Genomic DNA, 21059 nt, shown 5'->3' on the forward strand with positions numbered 1-21059 from the left:
TATATGAACGCGACGTCAGCCCCGGCCGAAGACCTGATTGTCATCGGCAAGATCGTTTCGGTGCATGGCGTGCGGGGAGACGTAAAGGTCTATTCCTTTACCGATCCAATCGACAATCTGCTGGATTATCGACGCTGGACGCTCAGGCGAGGCGACGAAGTCAAGCAGGTTGAGCTGGTCAAGGGGCGCCTCCAGGGCAAGATTCTGGTGGCTACGCTCAAAGGGCTGACTGATCGTGAAGTGGCGCGTACCTACGCCGACTTCGAGATCTGCATACCGCGTAGCGAACTGCCCGCATTGACCGGCGAAGAGTATTACTGGTTCCAGCTTCAGGGCCTGACGGTCATCAACCAGCTCGGGCAGGTGCTTGGGCGGGTGGATCATCTGCTCGAGACCGGAGCCAACGACGTTCTGGTGGTCAAGCCGTTTGACGGCAGCCTGGACGATCGAGAGCGTTTGCTGCCCTATACCGACCCCTGTGTGTTGAAGGTCGATCTGGATGCAGGCGAGATGCGCGTCGAATGGGATGCGGACTTCTGAGCGACATGTCGAGCTTTCGTGTCGAGGTCATCAGTCTGTTCCCGGACATGTTCGCTGCCATCAGCAACTACGGGATCACCAGTCGCGCTGTAAAGCAGGGGCTGCTCCAGTTGCGATGCTGGAACCCTCGTAGCTATACCGACGATCGACACCAGACGGTGGATGACCGCCCCTTCGGCGGCGGCCCCGGTATGGTGATGAAGATCAAGCCGCTCGAACTTGCCTTGTCCGATGCCAGGCAGGCCGCCGGCGGCAAGGTGAAGGTGATCTACCTGTCGCCGCAGGGGCGTCAGCTGAAACAGGCTGACGTTCGCGACCTGGCAAAAGAGGAGGGTTTGATCCTCATTGCCGGTCGCTACGAAGGAATCGACGAACGCTTCATCGAGGCGCATGTCGACGAGGAATGGTCGATCGGTGACTACGTGTTGTCCGGCGGTGAATTGCCGGCCATGGTGCTGATCGACGCGGTGACCCGACTGCTCCCCGGAGCGCTGGGTCATGCTGATTCCGCCGAGGAGGATTCGTTTACGGACGGCCTGCTCGACTGCCCGCACTACACGCGACCGGAAGTGTATGCGGATAAACGTGTTCCTGAGGTGCTGCTGAGTGGCAACCATGAACACATCCGGCGCTGGCGCTTGCAGCAGTCCCTCGGAAGGACCTGGGAACGTCGCGCTGATCTTCTGGATAGCCGCTCGCTTTCTGGAGAAGAACAAAAGCTGCTGACGGAATATATCCGCCAGCGGGACGATAGTTAACGTATCGATGGTACGCCATGATGGCCTGCCTTAGGAGCACAGCATGACCAACAAGATTATCCAGGCGCTCGAAGCCGAGCAGATGACCAAAGAACTGCCTCCGTTCGCCCCTGGTGACACCGTAGTTGTCCAGGTGAAGGTGAAGGAAGGTGAGCGTGAGCGTCTGCAGGCCTTCGAAGGCGTCGTGATTGGCAAGCGCAACCGTGGTCTGAACAGCGCATTCACCGTTCGCAAGATCTCCAACGGTGTCGGTGTCGAGCGTACTTTCCAGTACTACAGCCCGATGGTCGACAGCCTCAGCGTCAAGCGCCGTGGCGACGTTCGCAAAGCCAAGCTGTACTACCTCCGCGCGCTGTCCGGCAAGGCGGCCCGCATCAAGGAAAAGCTTTCCTGAGAAGCGATCCTTGCAACGAAAAAGCAGCCTTCGGGCTGCTTTTTCGTTTTCAGGCGAGCTGAACTCCATTGGGGCTGGGAGCCGCCACCCAGGGTTTCAGTGTCTCGGATCGAGCATACAATCGACTCGCTCCTCGTCTCGCTTAACGAGCCGCCCTGCGCTGGCTCGCTCATAGTCGTCTGTGGAACACTCATGCGCTTGTTCTTGCGGTGAATCGCCATGCCTGCCCTTGATGATCCGGTCATTGATCGTTTTCTCGATGCCCTTTGGCTTGAAAAGGGCCTGTCCGACAACACGCGTGAGGCGTACCGCAGCGACCTGGCATTGTTCAACGGCTGGTTGGACGAGCGGGGCGTGCGGCTGGCCGATGCGGGGCGAGAGGTAATCCTCGATCATCTCGCCTGGCGGCTGCAGAACGGCTACAAGGCGCGGTCCACGGCTCGGCTGCTGTCTGGTTTGCGTGGCTTCTATCGTTTCCTGTTGCGTGAAGGGGTGGTTTCGGTCGATCCGACCTTGCGGGTCGACTTGCCGCAGTTGGGGCGGCCGTTGCCCAAGGCCTTGTCCGAGGCGGACGTAGAGGCGCTGCTGGCTGCGCCGGACATTGGCGACCCGTTGGGGCTTCGCGATCGCGCCATGCTGGAAGTGCTCTACGCCTGCGGATTGCGGGTGACCGAATTGGTTGGCTTGACCCTCGAGCAGATCAACCCGCGGCAAGCGGTGCTGCGTACCTTCGGCAAAGGTAACAAGGAGCGACTGGTGCCGTTGGGGGAAGAGGCCATGCATTGGTTGAAGCGCTATCTGCGCGACGGGCGGGATGCGTTACTTGCCGGAAAGGCCAGCGATGTGGTGTTTCCTAGTCGTCGCGGCGATTTGATGACCCGGCAGACGTTCTGGCATCGCATCAAGCTGCATGCCCGGCAGGCCGGAATCAGCGCATCGATATCGCCGCACACGCTACGCCATGCCTTCGCCACACATTTGCTCAACCACGGAGCGGATCTCCGGACCGTGCAGATGCTGCTGGGGCATAGTGATCTATCGACCACGCAAATCTATACCCACATCGCCCGTGCGCGATTGCAGGCGCTTCACGCGGAGCATCACCCGCGCGGATGATCGAGCGCTGCGGGTTGCGTAGCAGCCCACAAAGTCGACGAGCGAATCCTTTGCCAGGCGCCGCGCCATGGTGGCTATGGTAATCTGCGCTTTCCCGATCGAAGTCGCCCGGAGACTCCATGCGCGTGATTCGTTTATTTGCTGCCGCGACCCTCGGCGTTGTCAGCACCGTTGCCTCGGCTGCAGATCCTGACAAGGCCATTCGTGATTCGCTGCAGTCCATCCAGCCGGATATGCCTATCGAGGCCATCGCGGAAAGCCCCATGGAGGGTGTCTATCAGGTCCAGCTCAGGGGCGGGCGCCAACTCTACGCAAGCGCCGATGGGCAGTTCGTGATCCAGGGCTATATGTTTCAGTTCAAGGACGGCCAGGCCGTCAACCTGACCGAGCAGGCTCAGAGTCGTTCGGTCGCGAAGCTGATCGATGCCGTGCCGACCAGCGACATGGTGGTCTTCGCGCCGGAGCATCCCAAGGCACATATCACCGTATTCACCGATACCGATTGTGGCTATTGCCAGAAGCTGCATAGCGAAGTGCCTGAGCTGAATCGCCTGGGTATCGAGGTTCGCTACATGGCGTTCCCGCGCCAAGGCATGGGTAGCCATGGCGCCAACACGCTTGCCAGCGTCTGGTGCTCCAAGGATCGCCAGGCGGCCATGAACAAGGCCAAGGCGCGCGAGGAAATACCGGTCGTTCAGTGCGATAACCCGGTTGCGGAGCAGTACGCGATGGGTCAACAGATCGGCGTGCAAGGTACGCCTGCGATCGTTCTGGCCGATGGCCAGGTCATCCCCGGCTATCAGCCGGCCCCCCAGCTTGCCGAGCTTGCCCTGAAGGCCAAGTAAGCCAAGCCACGGCATCTTCGATCCAGAAGGTGCCGTCACTCGATGCCATTCGCTGAACTGTTCCTTCGCTCGTGTTCAAAGCCTTAAGGCATACCGAGGAGGTGCGAACATGAAGCTCGATGGTTCCTGTCATTGCAAGGCTGTCCGTTTTTCGCTCGAGTCGCTCGAGCCGTACCCGTTCATGCGCTGTTATTGCTCGATCTGCCGCAAGACGGCAGGAGGCGGCGGCTATGCGATCAACCTGGGGGGCGATCATCGGACGCTGCGCGTCGAAGGGCGGGAAAGCGTGAGTATTTACCAGGCCAGAATAGTCGATGAGCAGACCGGCGAAACCCGTGTCAGCGACGGTCAGCGGCATTTCTGCAAGCAGTGCGGTAGTGCGCTCTGGTTGTGGGATCCCAACTGGCCGGACCTGGTGCATCCGCACGCGTCGGCCATCGACAGCGAATTGCCGAGCCCACCTGAATCCGTGCACATCATGCTCGCGTCCAAGGCGGCCTGGGTGCAGCCTCAGGTGGAGCCCAACGATCGGTGTTTCGATGGTTATCCCGATGAGTCGCTCGCCCAATGGCACCAGCGCATCGGCGCGCAGGAGAATGCCGGCTAGCGGCGTGTTCCGGGTGCGGCCGATTGACTAAATCCCGCGCGCTTCGTAATGTGCGACTCTTTTGTTCGGCCGCTGTGCAGGGTCGTTCGCTGGCAATGGGGAGTGCAGCTTGAAACCGGTGAAAGTGGGCATCTGTGGGCTGGGAACCGTCGGTAGCGGTACCTTCAATGTGCTCGAACGCAACGCTGCGGAAATTGCCCGCCGCGCCGGGCGTGGAATCGAAGTCGCGCAGATCGCGGCTCGTCGTGCAAACCCAAGGTGCAACACCGGTACCACCCCGATTACCGCCGATATTTTCGAGGTCGCGAACAATCCCGAGATCGACATCGTGGTCGAGCTGATCGGTGGTTACACCCTGGCCCGTGATCTGGTCCTCACCGCCATCGAGAACGGCAAGCACGTGGTGACAGCCAACAAGGCGCTGATCGCCGTGCACGGTAACGAAATCTTCGCCAAGGCACGCGAGAAAGGCGTGATCGTCGCGTTCGAAGCGTCGGTCGCCGGTGGCATTCCGGTGATCAAGGCGATCCGTGAAGGCCTGGCGGGCAATCGCATCAACTGGCTGGCCGGCATCATCAATGGCACCGGCAATTTTATCCTCACTGAAATGCGCGAGAAGGGTCGCACCTTCGAGGACGTGCTCAAGGAAGCGCAGGAGCTCGGCTATGCAGAGGCTGATCCGACCTTCGACGTCGAAGGCATCGACGCTGCGCACAAGCTGACCATCCTCGCGTCCATTGCCTTCGGCGTACCGCTGCAGTTCGACAAGGCCTATACCGAAGGTATCTCCCGCCTGACCACCGCTGATGTCAATTATGCCGAGGCGTTGGGCTATCGCATCAAGCATCTGGGCGTTGCCCGCAGCACAGAGGCGGGGATCGAACTGCGTGTACATCCCACGTTGATCCCGGCTGATCGCCTGATTGCCAACGTCAACGGCGTGATGAATGCGGTCATGGTCAACGGCGATGCGGTCGGTTCGACGCTGTATTACGGTGCCGGGGCCGGCATGGAGCCGACGGCGTCGGCGGTTGTTGCGGATCTGGTCGACGTGGCGCGCGCGCTGACCACCGACCCGAACAACCGTGTCCCGCACCTGGCGTTCCAGCCCGATTCGCTCTCCGCGCATCCGATCCTGCCGATCGGCGCCTGCGAAAGCGCCTATTACTTGCGTATCCAGGCCAAGGATCATCCGGGCGTTTTGGCCCAGGTCGCGACTATCCTTTCCGAGCGCGGCATCAACATCGAATCGATCATGCAGAAAGAGGCCGAGGTCCACGACGGCCTGGTACCGGTCATTCTGGTTACCCATCGGGTCATCGAGCAACGCATCGACGACGCGATCGCCGCGCTGGAGGCGCTCTCCGACGTCGTGGGCAGCGTGGTGCGGATCCGCGTCGAGCAGCTGAACTAACTCTGGAGCCGGAAAGGGGACGGCTGGAAGTCCGAGCGGATCGCTCGGTTTCAAGCCCCGCCCCTGATGCCGGGCTCAAACCTAAGGTTTGTTAACATGCGCTATATCAGTACCCGTGGCCAGGCGCCAACCCTGAATTTCGAAGACGTGCTGCTGGCTGGTCTGGCCAGCGATGGCGGTCTTTATGTGCCGGAAAACCTGCCGCGTTTTACCGTCGAGGAAATCGCTTCCTGGTCGGGCCTGCCGTATCACGAGCTGGCGTTCAAGGTCATGCGACCGTTCGTTGCCGGCAGCATCCCGGATGCTGACTTCAAGCGGATTCTTGAAGAAACCTACGGCGTGTTTGCCCACAGTGCAGTGGCTCCGCTGCGCCAGCTGAATGGCAACGAGTGGGTGCTGGAGTTGTTCCACGGCCCAACGCTGGCGTTCAAGGATTTCGCGCTGCAACTGCTTGGTCGCCTGCTCGACTACGTGCTGGCCAAGCGCGGCGAGCGCGTGGTGATCATCGGTGCGACATCCGGCGACACTGGCTCGGCGGCGATCGAAGGCTGCCGCCGCTGCGAGAACGTCGACATCTTCATCCTGCACCCGCACAACCGTGTCTCGGAAGTGCAGCGCCGGCAGATGACCACCATCCTCGGCGACAACATTCACAACATCGCCATCGAAGGCAACTTCGACGACTGTCAGGAGATGGTCAAGGACAGCTTCGCCGATCAGGGTTTCCTCAAGGGCACCCGTCTGGTGGCGGTGAACTCGATCAACTGGGCGCGGATCATGGCCCAGATCGTCTACTACTTCCATGCCGCGCTGCAGCTCGGTGGGCCGTCGCGCTCGGTGGCCTTCTCCGTGCCGACCGGCAACTTCGGCGACATCTTCGCCGGCTATCTGGCTCGCAACATGGGCCTGCCGATCAGCCAGCTGGTGGTGGCGACCAACCGCAATGACATCCTGCACCGCTTCATGAGCGGCAATCGCTACGACAAGGACACGCTGCATCCGTCGCTGTCGCCGTCGATGGATATCATGGTGTCGTCCAACTTCGAGCGCCTGCTGTTCGACCTGCACGGTCGTAACGGCGCTGCCGTGGCCGAGTTGATGAGCGCGTTCAAATCCACTGGCAAGCTGTCGGTAGAGGACGAGCGCTGGACCGAGGCGCGCAAGCTGTTCGACTCGCTGGCCGTCGATGACGAGCAGACCTGCAAGACTATCGCCGAGGTATTTGCCGCCACCGGCGAGGTGCTGGACCCGCACACTGCCATTGGCGTGCACGCGGCGCGCGAGTGCCGCCGTAGCCTGAGCACGCCGATGGTGACGCTGGGCACCGCGCACCCGGTCAAATTCCCCGAGGCGGTCGAGAAGGCCGGCGTTGGCAAGGCGCTGGAGCTGCCGGCGCACCTGTCCGACCTGTTCGAGCGTCCCGAGCGTTGCACCGTGCTGGCAAACGATCTGAAGGCCATGCAGGCCTTCGTCGGCGAGCATGGCAACCGGGGCAAGCCGCTTTAAGCGCAGGGGCAGCAACGAAAAAGGCCAGTCATGTGACTGGCCTTTTTCGTTTAACGACGACGCTGGCTTATTCGTCGAACTCTTCCCAGCCGCCCATTTCCTTCCAGCGGTTGACGATGCCGCAGAACAGCTCGGCAGTTTTCTCGGTGTCGTAGCGCGCAGAGTGCGCCTCGCGTCCGTCGAAATCGATACCGGCGGCCTGGCAGGCCTTCGCCAGCACGGTCTGGCCATAGGCGAGGCCGGCCAGGGTTGCCGTATCGAAGCTGGAGAAGGGGTGAAACGGATTACGCTTGATATCGCAGCGCGCAATGGCGGCGTTGAGGAAGCCCAGATCGAAGCTGCTGTTGTGCCCGACCAGAATGGCGCGCTTGCAGCCTGCCGACTTCACCGCTTTTCGCACGCTGCGGATGATTTCGTTCAGCGCCTGTGATTCGGGTACCGCCATGCGCAGCGGGTGATCCAGCTTGATGCCGGTGAACTCCAGAGCCGCCGCTTCGATGTTGGCCCCGGCGAATGGCTCGACGCGGAAGAACAGCGTCTCCTGCGGATACAGCAGCCCCTGCTCGTCCATGCCGATGGTCACTGCCGCGATTTCCAGCAGCGCATCGGTGGCGCAATTGAAACCGCCGCACTCGACGTCCACGACCACCGGCAGGAAGCCACGGAAGCGGTTTGCCATGGGGGAGCGGGGCTTGCCCGGTAGGCTACCTTCGAGCTCGTCGTCGAACTGCTCGTCACTCATGTGCGTGTCTCCAGCCGCCATTGCAGGGTCTCACCGGCGCGCAGGGGAACGACATGGTGTTCGCCGAATGGCAACTGAGTCGGCACGCTCCAGGACTCCCGGACCAGGGTGATCTGCTCGGAATTGCGCGGCAGGCCGTAGAAGTCGGCACCGAAATGGCTGGCGAATGCCTCGAGCTTGTCCAGCGCCTGGCGTTGCTCGAAGGCCTCGGCATAGAGTTCGATCGCTGCGAAGGCCGTGTAGCAGCCGGCACAGCCGCAGGCGTTTTCCTTGGCGTGCTGCGCATGCGGTGCCGAGTCGGTGCCGAGAAAGAACTTGGGACTGCCGCTGGTGGCGGCGTCGAGCAGCGCTTCCTGATGGACGTTACGCTTGAGAATCGGCAAGCAGAAGAAGTGCGGGCGAATACCGCCGACCAGCATGTGGTTGCGGTTGTAGAGCAGGTGGTGCGCCGTGATGGTCGCGCCCACGTTGCTGCCCGCCGCCTCGACGAACTGCACCGCGTCTCGGGTCGTAATGTGCTCGAACACCACTTTCAGTGTCGGAAAACGTTCGGTTACCCGGCTCAGTTGCTCGTCGATGAAGTATTTCTCGCGATCGAAGATGTCGATCTCCGAGCGTGTTACCTCGCCATGCACCAGCAGCGGCAGACCGACCTCGGCCATCGTCTCGAGCACTGGGAAAATGTTGTCGATGCGTGTCACACCGGACGCGGAATTGGTGGTTGCACCGGCTGGATACAGCTTGGCCGCATAGACATAACCACTGGCCTTGGCGGCGCGCACGTCCTCGGGCTGGGTGCCATCGGTGAGATAAAGCACCATCAGCGGTTCGAACGCGTTTCTGGCCGGCCGGGCCGCGAGAATGCGCTGGCGGTACGCATCCGCTTCCGCGGCGTTGCGTACCGGCGGGACCAGATTGGGCATGATGATCGCCCGGGCGAACTGGCGCGCGGCGTCCGCCACGGTGTGCGGCAATGCAGCGCCGTCACGCAGATGAATATGCCAGTCGTCGGGGCGCAGTAGGGTCAGTCGGTCGGACATGCAGATTTCCAGGCGGGTAAAACGTGCGGGAATGCTACCGGAAAAGCCGGAAAAAATCGCTGCAGCCGGGACGCCTGGCAGATAAAGCCAGAGGGAGGTGACGCAGGGTTCAAGTTTTCATGGGCCGCACCGATATCTCAGTTGATGTCGTTCACCCTTGGAGTCTGACGTGCGTTTGCGCCTTCTATTTCTCGCCTGCATGCTGGCCTCTCCGGCCAATGCCCTGACCTTCCAGACTCGTCTGGAGCGGGCGCAGTGGGAAGTGGCGGGCGATCAGTTCGAATGTCGCCTGACCCAGCCGGTGGCCGGTTTCGGGGTGGGGGAGTTCGTGCGCAGGGCGGGCGAGCAACCGATTTTCCGTTTGCAGTCACCGGATCGCTGGCTGGACAACGGGTCGGCGACCTTGCTGGCAGCGGCCGCGCCCTGGCAGTCGGAGCGCAGCGATATCAACCTGGGGCTGGTTTCGGTCGCCGGTGCGCGCGACATCCCCTTGAGCAGCTCGCAGTTGCAGGCCGGCCGGTTGCTCAGCGGTTTGCTCGAAGGGCGCAGCCCGGTGGTGCGTCACCGCACCCGACACGGGGGCGAGGCACTGGAGGTCAGGCTGCTGCCGGCGCGCTTCGGCAAGGCCTACGAGGAATTTCGCACCTGCACGGCGAAACTGCTGCCGGTGAATTTCGACCAGATCCGGCGCTCGCAGATCGGCTTTCCCGCCGGTGACGTGGCACTCGATGCACTGGGCCAGGCTAAGCTGGACATTATCCTGCAATTCCTCAAGGCCGATCCCAGCGTCAATCGGATCGAGCTCGACGGTCATTCCGACAACAGCGGCAATCGCCTCACCAACCGTGACCTGTCCCGTCGTCGAGCGCTCGCGGTCGAGGAGTACCTGATCGCCAACGGTGTGCCGAAAGAGCAGATCACCGTGCGCTTTCACGGCGAGCGCTATCCCCTGGTGCCCAACACCAGCGAAGCCAACCGGGCCAAGAATCGCCGGGTAACCCTGCGCCTGGAGCATGGCCCCGCGGCCACCACGGCCGCCACCGAGGGCGGCGCGCCGTCGTCCTGATCCCGGGCGGCGTTCACGCCCCTGTAAAACCACCGCCGCGACCAGTAGAATCCTCGCTTTCCTTACAATCCCGGGAGTGGATGGCAATGGCCGACGTAAAGAAGGTAGTCCTGGCGTATTCCGGTGGCCTGGACACCTCGGTGATCCTCAAGTGGCTGCAAGACACCTATAACTGCGAAGTGGTGACCTTCACCGCTGACCTCGGGCAGGGCGAAGAAGTCGAGCCCGCCCGTGCTAAGGCCAAGGCCATGGGCGTCGAGGAGATCTACATCGATGATCTGCGCGAAGAGTTCGTTCGCGATTTCGTCTTCCCGATGTTCCGCGCCAACACCGTTTACGAAGGCGAGTACCTGCTCGGTACCTCCATCGCCCGTCCGCTGATCGCCAAGCGCCTGATCGAAATCGCCAACGAGACTGGCGCCGACGCCATCTCCCATGGCGCCACCGGCAAGGGCAACGACCAGGTTCGTTTCGAGCTGGGCGCCTACGCCCTCAAGCCCGGCGTCAAGGTCATCGCCCCCTGGCGCGAATGGGATCTGCTCTCGCGCGAGAAGCTGATGGACTACGCTGCCAAGCACGAGATCCCGATCGAGCGTCACGGCAAGAAGAAGTCGCCGTACTCCATGGACGCCAACCTCCTGCACATCTCCTATGAGGGCGGTGTGCTGGAAGACACCTGGACCGAGCACGAAGAGGACATGTGGCGCTGGACCAAGTCGCCGGAAACCGCGCCGGACACCCCGACCTACATCGAGCTGACCTACCGCAAGGGCGACATCGTTGCCATCGACGGCAAAGAGATGACCCCGGCCGAGGTATTGACCTACCTGAACAAGGTCGGTGGCGAGAACGGCATCGGTCGCCTGGACATCGTCGAGAACCGCTATGTCGGCATGAAGTCGCGCGGCTGCTACGAAACCCCCGGCGGCACCATCATGCTCAAGGGACATCGCGCCATCGAGTCGATTACCCTGGACCGTGAAGTGGCCCACCTGAAAGACGAGCTGATGCCCAAGTACGCCAGCCTGATCTACAACGGCTACTGGTGGAGCCCGGAGCGCAGCATGCTGCAGCAGATGATCGACGCATCGCAGGTCAATGTGAACGGCGTGGTGCGACTCAAGCTCTACAAGGGCAACGTCATCGTCACTGGCCGCAAATCCGACGATTCCCTGTTCGATGCCAACATCGCCACCTTCGAGGACGACGCGGGCGCCTATGACCAGGCCGATGCCGGCGGCTTCATCAAGCTCAACGCGCTGCGCATGCGCATCGCCGCGAACAAGGGCCGGACGCAGTTCTGACGACTGCCCCATGCCTGACCATGACCCCGGCCACGAGCCGGGGTTATGCTTTCTGCACCTTTAAACGCCTTGCTGAGGAGAAAAGACCATGAGACTGCTGCATACCATGCTGCGAGTCGGCGACATGGAGCGATCCATCGCCTTCTATACCGAAGTGCTGGGCATGACCCTGCTGCGCCGCAAGGACTACCCGGACGGCAAGTTCACCCTCGCATTCGTCGGCTATGGCGACGAGGCGCACAACAGCGTGCTGGAGCTGACCCATAACTGGGGCGTCGACAGCTACGATCTCGGCAACGGCTACGGCCATATCGCGCTGGAAGTGGAGGACGTCTACAAGGCCTGTGAGGACATCCGTGCGCGCGGCGGCAAGATCACCCGCGAGCCGGGGCCGATGATGCACGGCACCAGCATCCTGGCGTTCGTCGAGGATCCGGACGGCTACAAGGTGGAACTGCTTTCACCCTCGCGTCGCGATTGATCGACGACGCATAAAAAAGCCCCGTGATTCGGGGCTTTTCTGCTTCACAGATCGAAGTCGAATTCGTTGAGTTGCTTCTGCAGCCGTCGTTCTTCGAGCAGGTTGTCGATAATCCGGCGCTTGGTCAGGTTGGTCTTGGCCACTTCGACCGGAGCCTCTGCAGTATCGTCTTCGTCGTCTGCGACGAAGTCGTCTTCAATCTGGATATCTTCTTTCTCGGACACTTGTCTCACTCCACGGCTAAGGCGCGCTGTTGGCGCTCCTTATAGCGACAAAAAAGATGGCCGTAAAAAAGATTTTTTCAATCGAACGATAGCTTTTTGCCGAGGCTGATCAATCGTCGGAGGTCTTGTGCTTGTACTCGCACAGATCCTCTATCCGGCAACTGCCGCACTGTGGCTTGCGTGCCTTGCAGACGTAGCGCCCATGCAGAATCAACCAATGGTGGGCGTCGAGCAGATACGCTTTCGGGACGAACTTGATCAGCTTGCGCTCGACCTCCAGCACGTTCTTGCCTGGGGCGATGTTGGTGCGATTGGCGACGCGGAAGATATGGGTATCGACGGCCATGGTGAACTGGCGAAACGCCGTGTTCAGCACCACATTGGCGGTCTTGCGCCCGACGCCGGGGAGCGCTTCGAGGTCTTCGCGGTTGTCCGGAACCTGGCCACCGTGTTTCTCAACCAGTATGCGGCAGGTCTCGAGCACGTTCTTCGCCTTGCTCGGATACAAGCCGATGGTTTTGATGTAGTGGCACAGGCCGTCGTAGCCCAGCGCGTAGATGGCCTCGGGGGTATTGGCGACGGGATACAGCTTGGCCGTGGCCTTGTTGACGCCGACGTCGGTGGCCTGTGCCGACAGGATGACGGCTATCAGCAGCTCGAAGGGCGTGCTGTACGCCAGTTCGGTCTTGGGCTCCGGATTGTCTTCATGAAAGCGGCGGAAGATTTCCCGACGTTTCGCGGCGTTCATTGGGCGAAGCCTCCGTGCATCATTCGATCACCCCGGTGACGCGTACCCGGCGACTCTGTACCGGTTCGACCGGCTGCCTGGCCTTGGCACGCTCGGCCAGGTGCAGATCGATGCGGTTCTTCAACGCAATCAGCAGCCCAAGCACGATGAAGGCGCCGGGTGGCAGGATGGCCAGCAGGAAGCCTTTGTAGTCGTTGAACAGGGTGATCTGCCAGTCCGCGGCGACCGGTCCGAACAACAGGGGCATGTTGGCAAACAGTGCCCCGGTGCCGAACAGCTCGCGCAATCCGCCGAGCACGACCAGTACCAGCGCGAACCCCAGCCCCATGAGCAGGCCATCGTAGGCGGCGATCAACGGATTGTGCTTGGCGGCGAAGCCGTCGGCGCGCCCGAGGATGACGCAGTTGGTGGTGATCAGGGGAATGAAGATGCCGAGAATCTGGTACAGCTCATAGGTGTAGGCCTGCATCAGCAGTTCGATGCAGGTGGTTAGCGCCGCGATGATCATGACAAAGGCCGGCAGACGCACGGCAGTGTTGACCACGCCGCGCACCAGCGAAACCGCAACGTTCGAGCAGATCAGCACCAGGGCGGTGGCCAGTCCGAGTCCCAGCGCGTTGACGGTGGAGTTGCTCACGCCCAACAGCGGGCAGAGCCCCAACAGCTGGACCAGCGCAGGGTTGTTCTTCCACAGGCCATTGACGCTCAGTTCGCGATAGCTGGGGTTGCTCATGGTGTCTGACCTTTCTGTGCGGGCGGCGGCTCGTCGATTCGCAACGCGTCGCGGGTGGCTGCGGCGCCCGCGCGTGAATGAGTGGTCACCGGCGCCGGTTCGACGTGCTCGTCGAGCGTCTCGTCAGCGGGTGTCGGGCTGCCGCTGGCATGGAGGAGTTCGGCCTTGTGCGCCTCGAAGTATTGCAGGGCTCGATGCACCGCGCCGACCACGGCGCGCGGGGTAATGGTGGCGCCGGCGAACTGATCGAACTCACCGCGATCCTTCTTCACGGCCCAGCCGGACTCGTCGGGGGCGTTCAGTGAGCGATTGTCGAAGCTGCGAATCCAGGGGCTCTTGGCCAGCTCGATCTTGTCGCCCAGACCGGGTGTCTCTCGGTGCGCGACCACGCGCACGCCGGCGATGCGTCCGTCAGCCCAGATGCCGACCAGCAACTGTATCGCGCCGCCGTAGCCGTCCGGGGCGATGGCCTGCAGAATGATCGCGTTGGGCTCGCCGTCCTTCTTGGCAATGTACGCCGCTTGCGGTTTACGGGTGCCAAGCAGGGGATCGTGCACCTCGATGCTGCTGTCCAGCAGCGCATTGTCGTAGCTGTCGCGCGGCAGAATCTCGTTCAGGGCACGCAGCTGGGCCGCGCGCTCGGATGCCTGGATGCGCTCGGCGGTGAATTGCTGCAGCAGGGTTACCGCGCCGACCGTCACCACGGCGAACAGGCCGAGGACCAGGCTGTTCTTGAGCATCGAGCGGCTGAGTTCAGGAAGGATCATGTCATTCGCCCAGCTTGAAGCCGCGCTCGGCCTTGCGATGGCCGTAGGTGCGCGGGCGGGTGTAGTAATCGATGGTGGGGGCGGCCAGATTCATCAGCAGCACGGCGAACGCGACGGCGTCCGGATAACCGCCCCAGGCACGGATGACGTAGACCAGCACACCGACGCCCGCACCGAAGATCAGGCGACCCTGGTTGCTGGTGGCGCCGCTCACAGGATCGGTGACGATGAAGAACGCACCCAGCATCGTTGCCCCGCTGAGCAGATGAAACAGTGGCGAGCCGTGGCTATCCGACCCCGAGCCGTTCCAGAACACCAGGCTCATGACGGTCAGTGCCGCGAGCATGCCGACCGGTGCGTGCCAGCTGAAAAGCCGCTTGTGTAAAAGGAACAGGCCTCCGGCCAGGAACGCCAGATTCACCACTTCCGAGCCGATACCGCCGAAGTGACCGAAAGCAGGGTTGGCCCAGAGCTCGTCGACGGTGAGGCTCTTGTTGATCTTCAAAACATCGAGCGCCGTGGCCTGGGTCCAACCGTCGGGCAGCGAGGCGATACCCAGAATATGCTGCAATCCAGCGCCAACGCCGACGCTGTGCGGTACCGGCCAGGTGGTCATTTCCACCGGGAAGGACACCAGTACCACGACGTAGCCGATCATCGCAGGGTTGAAGGGGTTCTGGCCCAGGCCACCATAGAGCTGCTTGCCAAGCATGATGGCGGTACCTGTCGCGATTAGCGTCAGCCACCAGGGCGAGTACGGCGGCAGTGCCAAGGCCAGTAGCACAGCGGTGACCAATGCGCTGCCGTCGCGCAGAAAGAACCCGACCGGGCGGCGTCGAACGTTGAGAACAAGTGCCTCGACGGCCAGCGCAACGACACTCGCCCAGAGCAGATTGATCAAGGTGCCGGTGCCATACAGCCAGGTCAGCGCGACGACGCCTGGCAACGTGGCGGCCAGCACCAGCAACATGACCCGCTGGGTCCGGTTGTTACCCTTGGTATGTGGTGAGGTAATGCGGGGCAGGGCCATTGGCTCTCCGGTATTGATGCAGTGTAGGGCGGCGCCGCCGCCCCGGGGATGGTCACGCCAGCGGCGCTTGCGTCCCTAACGAATCGGTATGTGCCTGCAGTTTGCGTTCGGCTTCGGCCAGTCGTGCCTGGGCGGCCTCGACCGCGTTGGCGTCGCTGGCTGGATCGCGTTCCAGTTTGCGCAGGTCCGCGCGCGCATAGGCGACTTCGGTTTTCAGCGTGCGGGTCTGCTCGTCCACCGGGCGTTTCTCTTGCCGAACCAGCTCCGGCTCCGGCTTGCCGCACTGCGCTTCGGCCTCGTGCAACGCCTGCTCGGCGCTGGCCAGGCCATCGCGAAGCTTGCTCAGTTCGGCATCTTCAGCGCCGGCCTTTTCGGCTTTTTTCAGCTCGGCTCGCTTCATTGCCAGTTCGATCTTGGCCTTTTTCAACGCCTCATCACTGGCGGGCATGGCGGGCGCCGCAGTGGTTGCGCTGTTTTGTGCTTCCGCCAGGGCCTGCTCGGCGGTAGCGAGTTGGGATTGAAGGTGGCTCAGCTCGGCCTGTTGCTCGGTATCGGGGCTTTCCAGCTTCTCCAGCTTGCGCAGTTGCGCGCGGAGCATGGCGGCCTCGATCTTGGCTTTCTTCAAGGCCTCGTCACCGGCGGGCTTGGTGGGCGCAGTGGTTGTGCTGTTCTGTGCTTCTGCCAGGGCTCGTTCGGCGGCGGCGAGCTGGCTTTGAAGGCGGCTCAGCTCGGCCTGCTGCTCGGTATCGGGGCTTTCCAGCTTCTCCAGCTTGCGCAGTTGCGCGCGGAGCATGGCGGCCTCGATCTTGGCTTTCTTCAACGCCTCGTCACCGGCGGGCTTGGTGGGCGCAGTGGTTGTGCTGTTCTGGGCTGCTGCCAGGGCTCGTTCGGCGGCGGCGAGTTGGCTTTGAAGGCGGCTCAGCTCGGCCTGCTGCTCGGTATCTGGGCTTTCCAGCTTCTCCAGCTTGCGCAGTTGCGCGCGGAGCATGGCGGCCTCGATCTTGGCTTTCTTCACGGCCTCGTCACTGGCGGGCTTGGCGGGCGCCGCGCTGGTTACGCTGTTCTGCGCTTCCGCCAGGGCCTGCTCGGCGGCGGCGAGTTGGCTTTGAAGCCGGCTCAGCTCGGCCTGCTGCTCGGTATCGGGACTTTCCAGCTTCTCCAGCTTGCGCAGTTGCGCGCGGAGCATGGCGGCTTCGATCTTGGCTTTCTTGGCAGCCTCGTCGTTGGCCTGAGCGGGGGCGGCCGCTGGCGGCGGCGCGAGCGCCAGGGCCTCGTCCAGTGCCTTCTGCGCTGCCGCGGCGGCCTCGCGCAGCTCGGCGACCTGGGCTTCGAGCTCGGCAGTCGCATGAGTGGCGAGTTGCTTCTCTGCTTTCTTCAGGGCGACCTGGGCCATGCTCGCTTCGATCTTGAGCTTTTTCTGCTCATCCGACAGCCCGGTCTTGTTCGCCTGCACCCGGGCGAGTGGGTCGTCCAGGCTGACGGTCGTGCTGGCATCGGACTGGGCCGCCTTGGCGCGAGCGGCGCGTTCGGCCCGGGCCTTGCGATCCGCTTCCTTCTGTTCTTCGGCACGCCGCAGGCGTTCCTGGCGCAGCTCGAAACGCTGCTTGGAATGTTCGGCTTTCTGCTGTTTTTGTTCCAACGCGCGAATTTCGCCCTTGGCGGCGCGGTAGTACTGCACCAGAGGAATGCTCGACGGGCAGACGTAGGCGCAGGCGCCGCATTCGATACAGTCGAACAGGTTGTATGCCTTGAGCTGCTCGTGCTCCTGGCCCAGCGCGAAGAAATGCAGCTGTTGCGGTAGCAGGTTGGCCGGACAAGCCTCGGCGCACTCGCCACAGCGAATACAGGGCAGTGCAGGAGGCGGCGGAGGCAATTCGGCCAGGGTCGTGGCGAGCAGGCAGTTGGTGGTCTTGACCAGCGGCACGTCCATCGATGGCAGGGTGAAGCCCATCATCGGCCCGCCCATGATCAGGCGGTTGAGCTTGCCGCTGTCGAGCCCCGCAAAGGCGAGCAGCTCGGCTACCGGGGTGCCGATCAGTGCCTCGACGTTCATCGGGCGTGCCAGCGCTTCGCCGGTCAGCGTGGTGATTCGCGAGATCAGCGGTTTGCCCAGTAGTACCGCGTCATGAATGGCGACACAGGTACCGACGTTCTGGCAGAGCATACCGATGTCTGCCGGGAGACCACCGCTGGGGACTTCTTCTCCGGTGAGGATCTGGATCAGCTGCTTTTCTCCACCGGAGGGGTACTTGGTGGGGAAGACCTTGATCTGAAAGTCACGTTGGCCAACTGCCGCGCGTACGGCTTCGATGGCTTCGGGCTTGTTGTCCTCGATGCCGATCAGCACCCGCTCGGCCTGGATCAGGTGGGTCAGTATCTCGATACCAGCGACGAGCTCCGTGGCCCGTTCGCGCATCAACAGGTCATCGGCGGTGATATAGGGTTCGCATTCGGTCCCGTTGATGATCAGCGTGCGGATCTTCTGGCTGGGCGGGGCGGTCAGCTTGACCGCCGTCGGGAACCCGGCGCCGCCGAGGCCGCTGATTCCGGCCTGACGAATAATCTCCAGCAACCTGTCGGTCGGCAGGGTCCGGTAATCGGCCTGCGGTCGCAGTTCGGTCCATTCGTCCTGGCCATCGCTGTCGATGACGATGGCGGTGCTGAGCATGCCCGACACATGGGGGTAGGGTTGTGGCCCGATGTAGCTGACGATACCGGAGGTGGGTGCATGTACCGGCGCGCTGACGAAGCCGCTGGCCTCTGCGATCTTCTGCCCTTTGAGTACGCGCTCGCCAAGCGTGACGCAGGGTTCGGCAGGCGCGCCGAGATGCTGGGCCAGCGGCACCACCAGTTTCGCCGGCAATGGCGGCCGCTGTACTGGCGCGCGGTTGGACAGTTCCTTGCGCTCCGGTGGATGAATGCCGCCGTGGATATCCCAGACGTTCAGCGAAGTCATGCGGCCTGCTCCCGGTCAGTGGCGATCAGCTGGCCCGGCATCAAGGGCTGTTCCCATTTCCAGCTCTGCAGGTTGCTGCCCAGTTCGATCATGTCGATGCAGTCCACCGGGCAGGGATCAACGCAGAGATCACAGCCGGTGCACTCGGAGACGATGACCGTGTGCATCTGCTTGGCCGCGCCGACGATGGCGTCCACCGGGCAGGCCTGGATGCACTTGGTGCAGCCGATGCATTCGGCTTCACGGATGTAGGCGACCCGGGGTGGTACTTCGCCCTCGGCGGCGTCCAATGGCTCGGGTTCGACATCGAGCAGGTCGGCCAGGGCCTGGATGGTGGATTCGCCACCGGGCGGGCATTTGTTGATCTTGTCACCGCCGGCGATAGCCTCGGCGTAGGGTTTGCAGCCTGGATAGCCGCACTGTCCGCACTGGGTTTGCGGCAGCAATGCGTTGATTTGTTCGGCGATCGGATCGCCCTCGACACGAAAGCGCACCGCGGCGAATCCAAGAATCGCCCCGCATATCAGGCACAGCGCGAGAAGCGCGAGCACGGCAATCAGCACCAGACTCATAGCTTGATCAACCCACTGAAGCCCATGAATGCGAGTGACATCAGCCCCGCCGTGATCATGCCGATGGCCGCGCCCTGAAACGACTTGGGAACATCGGCGATGGCGATGCGCTCACGCATGGCGGCAAACAGCACCAGTACCAGCGAAAAGCCCAGGCCGGCGGCAAAACCGTTGGCCGTGGCGGTAATGAAGGTGAATTCGGTCTTGTTGGCGTTCAGCAGCGCGACGCCCAGGACGATGCAGTTGGTTGTGATCAGCGGCAGAAAGATGCCCAGCACGCGGTAGAGCAGGGGGCTGGTCTTGTTCACTACCATTTCGGTGAACTGAACCACCACGGCGATCACCAGAATGAAACTGATGGTGCGCAGGAATTCCAGATCCAGCGGTTTCAACACGTACTGTTGGACCAGGTAGCTGCACATGGCCGCCAGGGTCAACACGAAGGTCGTGGCCAGCGAAAGGCCGATGGCGGTTTCGATCTTCTTCGAAACGCCCATGAACGGGCACAGACCAAGAAACTGCACCAGCACGAAGTTGTTGACCAGGATGGCGCTAACCATGATCAGGGCGAGTTCGGTCATCGCGGGTTCCTGTGGCGCTCTGCACGAGCCGAGGCTAAAAGGCCGCTATTATCGGGAACCCACGGCAGCCATACAAGGCCGCAGCGGTCCATGGCGCGTGCAGCCGCTGCGGCCCGGTGACACATATGGAAATGCACCTGCGGTCCGCGCAGACGTCACATGGCTGTTCGTTGTGGTCTGATGATTCGAGGCCGCAGCTTTCAGGCAGAGCGGCCGCAGGAGGTGCTCGATGAAGATTCCGATGACGATCATGCTTTTGCTCATGGGGTTCGGAACGCAGGCCTGTGCGGATTCGCGAGGTGGCGTATGGGTCTACCAGCCGGATGGCGGCAGCTATCGGGTGGAAAGCCGTGGCTACCAATACGACCCCCGCAGCCCGTATCCGCAGTACCGGCAATATCCTCAAAACCTGCCGCCGCGCTACCAGGGGCAGCTCCCGCCGCGCTACTACGACCGGCATCGGCAAGCCGACCCGCGGGGCTGGAGGCACCACCGTCATGGTGAGTTTCGTCCGCGTTGGAGCGACAGGGGCCGGTCCGGCTTCGATCATCCCCAGCGTTGGCGCGACGATGGACCTCGGCACTTCGGTCGGGCGCCGCTGATACGCAACCGGGGGGATCTGCGGATGCATCAGCGTGATTTCGGCGGCTACCAGCCGCGCCGCTGAGGGCCGTTATGGTGACGCCAGCCGTAAGATGCCCGTCGCGCCCGCCTGACAGCGCTGGGCGCGGCTTGCGCCATGCCAGCGGTTGGCCTAGCAGTTCCTCCAGCGCGGCTCGCGTTTTTCCAGGAATGCGTTAACGCCCTCCAGCGTATCCTGCGCCTCGAACAGACCGACGAACGCCTCGCGCTCGGCCGAAGCCTGTTGCGCTGGGCCGCGGCTGTGCATCGCATCGATCAGGGGCTTGATGGTGCGCACCGCGACAGGGCTTTGGCGCGCAACGCGAGACGCCATCAGCAGGGCGTGGCCGCGCGCTTCGCCTGGTTCGACGACCTGCTCCACCAGGCCGATCCGCAACGCGGTCTCTGCGTTGACGCGCTCGCCACAGAGAATCATCCGTTTTGCCCAGCCTTCGCCGACCAGCCAGGCCAACGCCTGGGTGCCGCCGGCGCAGGGCAATAATCCGACCGATGCTTCCGGCAGGCCGAGCTGCGCCTGCTGTTCGGCAATGCGGATATCGCACGCCAGGGCGCATTCCAGGCCGCCGCCGAGGGCGAAGCCATTGATTGCCGCGATCGACACGCCGCGAAATTCGCGCAGCGCCTCGAAGGCTTCGCCGAAGCGCTTGGCCATCTCATGCGCGCGCGCCCGATCGCCGTCGGCGAAGAGCTTGAGGTCGGCTCCGGCGCTGAAAAACTTCTCGCCCTGACCGCTGATGACCAGTGCATAGACCTCGTCGTCATGGTTCAGGTGCTCGACAACCTGCTTGAGGCCGATCAGCGACTCACGATCCCAGGTGTTGGCCGGTGGATGGTTGATGGTGATCAGCGCGGTGTGGCCGTGCTTTTCCACGGTCAGCTTGTGGGTCAGGTCGAAGACACCCGACTTGTACGGTTCAACGGCGGTGTTGCTCATGGTGGGATCATCCTCGTCAGGATTACAGCGACTGCTCTGTATCAGATAGGCAAATAGCT

Annotated in this window: 23 protein-coding genes; 12 read left to right on the plus strand and 11 right to left on the minus strand. The window is 62.5% G+C overall.

Annotation, left to right across the window (positions count from 1 at the left end; translation table 11 throughout):
• Positions 1 to 3: 3 nt before the first annotated feature.
• The 8 genes from rimM (at position 4) to thrC (ending at position 7180) form a co-directional block, all read left to right on the plus strand.
• Complete coding sequence (gene rimM, locus KVO92_RS15930) at positions 4 to 540, plus strand: ribosome maturation factor RimM (protein ID WP_217476524.1); 537 nt, start codon at positions 4 to 6, stop codon at positions 538 to 540.
• Between the two features lie 5 nt (positions 541 to 545).
• Positions 546 to 1298, plus strand: coding sequence for a tRNA (guanosine(37)-N1)-methyltransferase TrmD (trmD, locus tag KVO92_RS15935; protein WP_217476525.1), 753 nt, complete (start codon positions 546 to 548; stop codon positions 1296 to 1298).
• Between the two features lie 43 nt (positions 1299 to 1341).
• Positions 1342 to 1692, plus strand: a complete 351-nt coding sequence (gene rplS, locus KVO92_RS15940) for a 50S ribosomal protein L19 (protein ID WP_021208319.1) — start codon at positions 1342 to 1344, stop codon at positions 1690 to 1692.
• Between the two features lie 219 nt (positions 1693 to 1911).
• A complete protein-coding gene (gene xerD / locus KVO92_RS15945; RefSeq protein ID WP_217476526.1) occupies positions 1912 to 2808 on the plus strand; it encodes a site-specific tyrosine recombinase XerD in 897 nt (298 codons plus the stop codon).
• 119 nt (positions 2809 to 2927) lie between these two features.
• On the plus strand, positions 2928 to 3653 hold the full coding sequence (locus tag KVO92_RS15950; RefSeq protein WP_217476527.1) for a DsbC family protein: 726 nt from the start codon (positions 2928 to 2930) through the stop codon (positions 3651 to 3653).
• 109 nt (positions 3654 to 3762) lie between these two features.
• Positions 3763 to 4260, plus strand: a complete 498-nt coding sequence (locus KVO92_RS15955) for a GFA family protein (RefSeq protein WP_217476528.1) — start codon at positions 3763 to 3765, stop codon at positions 4258 to 4260.
• A gap of 109 nt (positions 4261 to 4369) precedes the next feature.
• Positions 4370 to 5674 carry a homoserine dehydrogenase gene (locus KVO92_RS15960; RefSeq protein WP_217476529.1) on the plus strand — a complete coding sequence of 435 codons (1305 nt, stop codon included), beginning with the start codon at positions 4370 to 4372 and terminating at the stop codon, positions 5672 to 5674.
• A 96-nt stretch (positions 5675 to 5770) separates the two neighbouring features.
• Positions 5771 to 7180 carry a threonine synthase gene (thrC, locus tag KVO92_RS15965; protein ID WP_217476530.1) on the plus strand — a complete coding sequence of 470 codons (1410 nt, stop codon included), beginning with the start codon at positions 5771 to 5773 and terminating at the stop codon, positions 7178 to 7180.
• A 67-nt stretch (positions 7181 to 7247) separates the two neighbouring features.
• On the opposite strand, the gene rnt is transcribed toward thrC, so the two are convergent.
• The gene (gene rnt, locus KVO92_RS15970) at positions 7248 to 7922 is read right to left on the minus strand and encodes a ribonuclease T (protein WP_217476531.1); all 675 of its coding nucleotides are present in this window, start codon (positions 7920 to 7922) and stop codon (positions 7248 to 7250) included.
• Positions 7919 to 8962, minus strand: a complete 1044-nt coding sequence (gene pyrC / locus KVO92_RS15975) for a dihydroorotase (RefSeq protein ID WP_217476532.1) — start codon at positions 8960 to 8962, stop codon at positions 7919 to 7921. Before pyrC ends, rnt begins: the two co-directional genes overlap by 4 nt.
• 169 nt (positions 8963 to 9131) lie before the next feature.
• Here pyrC and KVO92_RS15980 point away from each other — a divergent pair, with 169 nt between their 5' ends.
• The 3 genes from KVO92_RS15980 to gloA all read left to right on the plus strand — a co-directional run bounded on the left by KVO92_RS15980 (position 9132) and on the right by gloA (position 11813).
• A complete protein-coding gene (locus KVO92_RS15980; protein WP_217476533.1) occupies positions 9132 to 10028 on the plus strand; it encodes a flagellar protein MotY in 897 nt (298 codons plus the stop codon).
• 86 nt (positions 10029 to 10114) lie between these two features.
• Positions 10115 to 11332 carry an argininosuccinate synthase gene (locus KVO92_RS15985; RefSeq protein ID WP_217476534.1) on the plus strand — a complete coding sequence of 406 codons (1218 nt, stop codon included), beginning with the start codon at positions 10115 to 10117 and terminating at the stop codon, positions 11330 to 11332.
• Positions 11333 to 11420: 88 nt separating this feature from the next.
• Complete coding sequence (gene gloA, locus KVO92_RS15990; protein WP_217476535.1) at positions 11421 to 11813, plus strand: lactoylglutathione lyase; 393 nt, start codon at positions 11421 to 11423, stop codon at positions 11811 to 11813.
• A 44-nt stretch (positions 11814 to 11857) separates the two neighbouring features.
• On the opposite strand, the gene KVO92_RS15995 is transcribed toward gloA, so the two are convergent.
• The 8 genes from KVO92_RS15995 to rsxA form a co-directional block, all read right to left on the minus strand.
• Positions 11858 to 12037, minus strand: coding sequence for a PA3496 family putative envelope integrity protein (locus KVO92_RS15995; RefSeq protein WP_021207006.1), 180 nt, complete (start codon positions 12035 to 12037; stop codon positions 11858 to 11860).
• A gap of 109 nt (positions 12038 to 12146) precedes the next feature.
• Positions 12147 to 12785 (minus strand): endonuclease III, encoded by a 639-nt coding sequence (nth, locus tag KVO92_RS16000; RefSeq protein ID WP_217476536.1) that lies wholly within the window; start codon positions 12783 to 12785, stop codon positions 12147 to 12149.
• 19 nt (positions 12786 to 12804) lie between these two features.
• Positions 12805 to 13518: an electron transport complex subunit E gene (locus KVO92_RS16005; RefSeq protein ID WP_217476537.1), complete on the minus strand. Its 714-nt coding sequence runs from the start codon at positions 13516 to 13518 to the stop codon at positions 12805 to 12807.
• Complete coding sequence (gene rsxG, locus KVO92_RS16010) at positions 13515 to 14285, minus strand: electron transport complex subunit RsxG (RefSeq protein ID WP_217476538.1); 771 nt, start codon at positions 14283 to 14285, stop codon at positions 13515 to 13517. Before rsxG ends, KVO92_RS16005 begins: the two co-directional genes overlap by 4 nt.
• 1 nt (position 14286) lies before the next feature.
• Positions 14287 to 15315, minus strand: coding sequence for an RnfABCDGE type electron transport complex subunit D (locus KVO92_RS16015; protein ID WP_217476539.1), 1029 nt, complete (start codon positions 15313 to 15315; stop codon positions 14287 to 14289).
• Positions 15316 to 15367: 52 nt separating this feature from the next.
• Positions 15368 to 18271, minus strand: a complete 2904-nt coding sequence (gene rsxC / locus KVO92_RS16020; RefSeq protein ID WP_217476540.1) for an electron transport complex subunit RsxC — start codon at positions 18269 to 18271, stop codon at positions 15368 to 15370.
• Positions 18268 to 18843 (minus strand): electron transport complex subunit RsxB, encoded by a 576-nt coding sequence (gene rsxB, locus KVO92_RS16025; RefSeq protein WP_217476541.1) that lies wholly within the window; start codon positions 18841 to 18843, stop codon positions 18268 to 18270. The genes rsxC and rsxB overlap by 4 nt, the downstream gene beginning before the upstream one ends.
• Positions 18840 to 19424, minus strand: coding sequence for an electron transport complex subunit RsxA (rsxA, locus tag KVO92_RS16030; protein ID WP_217476542.1), 585 nt, complete (start codon positions 19422 to 19424; stop codon positions 18840 to 18842). The genes rsxB and rsxA overlap by 4 nt, the downstream gene beginning before the upstream one ends.
• Positions 19425 to 19653: 229 nt before the next feature.
• Between rsxA and KVO92_RS16035 the strand changes: the two genes are divergently transcribed.
• A complete protein-coding gene (locus tag KVO92_RS16035; protein ID WP_217476543.1) occupies positions 19654 to 20091 on the plus strand; it encodes a hypothetical protein in 438 nt (145 codons plus the stop codon).
• A gap of 87 nt (positions 20092 to 20178) precedes the next feature.
• Here the strand turns inward: KVO92_RS16035 and KVO92_RS16040 are convergent, their stop codons facing one another.
• Positions 20179 to 21000 (minus strand): enoyl-CoA hydratase, encoded by an 822-nt coding sequence (locus KVO92_RS16040; protein ID WP_217476544.1) that lies wholly within the window; start codon positions 20998 to 21000, stop codon positions 20179 to 20181.
• Between the last annotated feature and the right edge of the window lie 59 nt (positions 21001 to 21059).

It is taken from the genome of Stutzerimonas stutzeri (assembly GCF_019090095.1).
GTDB lineage: Bacteria > Pseudomonadota > Gammaproteobacteria > Pseudomonadales > Pseudomonadaceae > Stutzerimonas > Stutzerimonas stutzeri_AN.

What these genes read in the sequence shown, in the direction of transcription:
- KVO92_RS15955 (WP_217476528.1), top strand. Translation starts at nt 3,763, where the DNA reads ATGAAGCTCGATGGTTCCTGTCATTGCAAGGCTGTCCGTTTTTCGCTC.
- trmD (WP_217476525.1), top strand. Translation starts at nt 546, where the DNA reads ATGTCGAGCTTTCGTGTCGAGGTCATCAGTCTGTTCCCGGACATGTTC.
- xerD (WP_217476526.1), top strand. Translation starts at nt 1,912, where the DNA reads ATGCCTGCCCTTGATGATCCGGTCATTGATCGTTTTCTCGATGCCCTT.
- rnt (WP_217476531.1), bottom strand. Translation starts at nt 7,922, where the DNA reads ATGAGTGACGAGCAGTTCGACGACGAGCTCGAAGGTAGCCTACCGGGC.
- KVO92_RS15950 (WP_217476527.1), top strand. Translation starts at nt 2,928, where the DNA reads ATGCGCGTGATTCGTTTATTTGCTGCCGCGACCCTCGGCGTTGTCAGC.
- rsxA (WP_217476542.1), bottom strand. Translation starts at nt 19,424, where the DNA reads ATGACCGAACTCGCCCTGATCATGGTTAGCGCCATCCTGGTCAACAAC.
- rsxC (WP_217476540.1), bottom strand. Translation starts at nt 18,271, where the DNA reads ATGACTTCGCTGAACGTCTGGGATATCCACGGCGGCATTCATCCACCG.
- KVO92_RS16040 (WP_217476544.1), bottom strand. Translation starts at nt 21,000, where the DNA reads ATGAGCAACACCGCCGTTGAACCGTACAAGTCGGGTGTCTTCGACCTG.
- KVO92_RS16015 (WP_217476539.1), bottom strand. Translation starts at nt 15,315, where the DNA reads ATGGCCCTGCCCCGCATTACCTCACCACATACCAAGGGTAACAACCGG.
- pyrC (WP_217476532.1), bottom strand. Translation starts at nt 8,962, where the DNA reads ATGTCCGACCGACTGACCCTACTGCGCCCCGACGACTGGCATATTCAT.
- rsxB (WP_217476541.1), bottom strand. Translation starts at nt 18,843, where the DNA reads ATGAGTCTGGTGCTGATTGCCGTGCTCGCGCTTCTCGCGCTGTGCCTG.
- gloA (WP_217476535.1), top strand. Translation starts at nt 11,421, where the DNA reads ATGAGACTGCTGCATACCATGCTGCGAGTCGGCGACATGGAGCGATCC.
- KVO92_RS16035 (WP_217476543.1), top strand. Translation starts at nt 19,654, where the DNA reads ATGAAGATTCCGATGACGATCATGCTTTTGCTCATGGGGTTCGGAACG.
- KVO92_RS15985 (WP_217476534.1), top strand. Translation starts at nt 10,115, where the DNA reads ATGGCCGACGTAAAGAAGGTAGTCCTGGCGTATTCCGGTGGCCTGGAC.
- nth (WP_217476536.1), bottom strand. Translation starts at nt 12,785, where the DNA reads ATGAACGCCGCGAAACGTCGGGAAATCTTCCGCCGCTTTCATGAAGAC.
- rimM (WP_217476524.1), top strand. Translation starts at nt 4, where the DNA reads ATGAACGCGACGTCAGCCCCGGCCGAAGACCTGATTGTCATCGGCAAG.
- rsxG (WP_217476538.1), bottom strand. Translation starts at nt 14,285, where the DNA reads ATGATCCTTCCTGAACTCAGCCGCTCGATGCTCAAGAACAGCCTGGTC.
- KVO92_RS16005 (WP_217476537.1), bottom strand. Translation starts at nt 13,518, where the DNA reads ATGAGCAACCCCAGCTATCGCGAACTGAGCGTCAATGGCCTGTGGAAG.
- rplS (WP_021208319.1), top strand. Translation starts at nt 1,342, where the DNA reads ATGACCAACAAGATTATCCAGGCGCTCGAAGCCGAGCAGATGACCAAA.
- thrC (WP_217476530.1), top strand. Translation starts at nt 5,771, where the DNA reads ATGCGCTATATCAGTACCCGTGGCCAGGCGCCAACCCTGAATTTCGAA.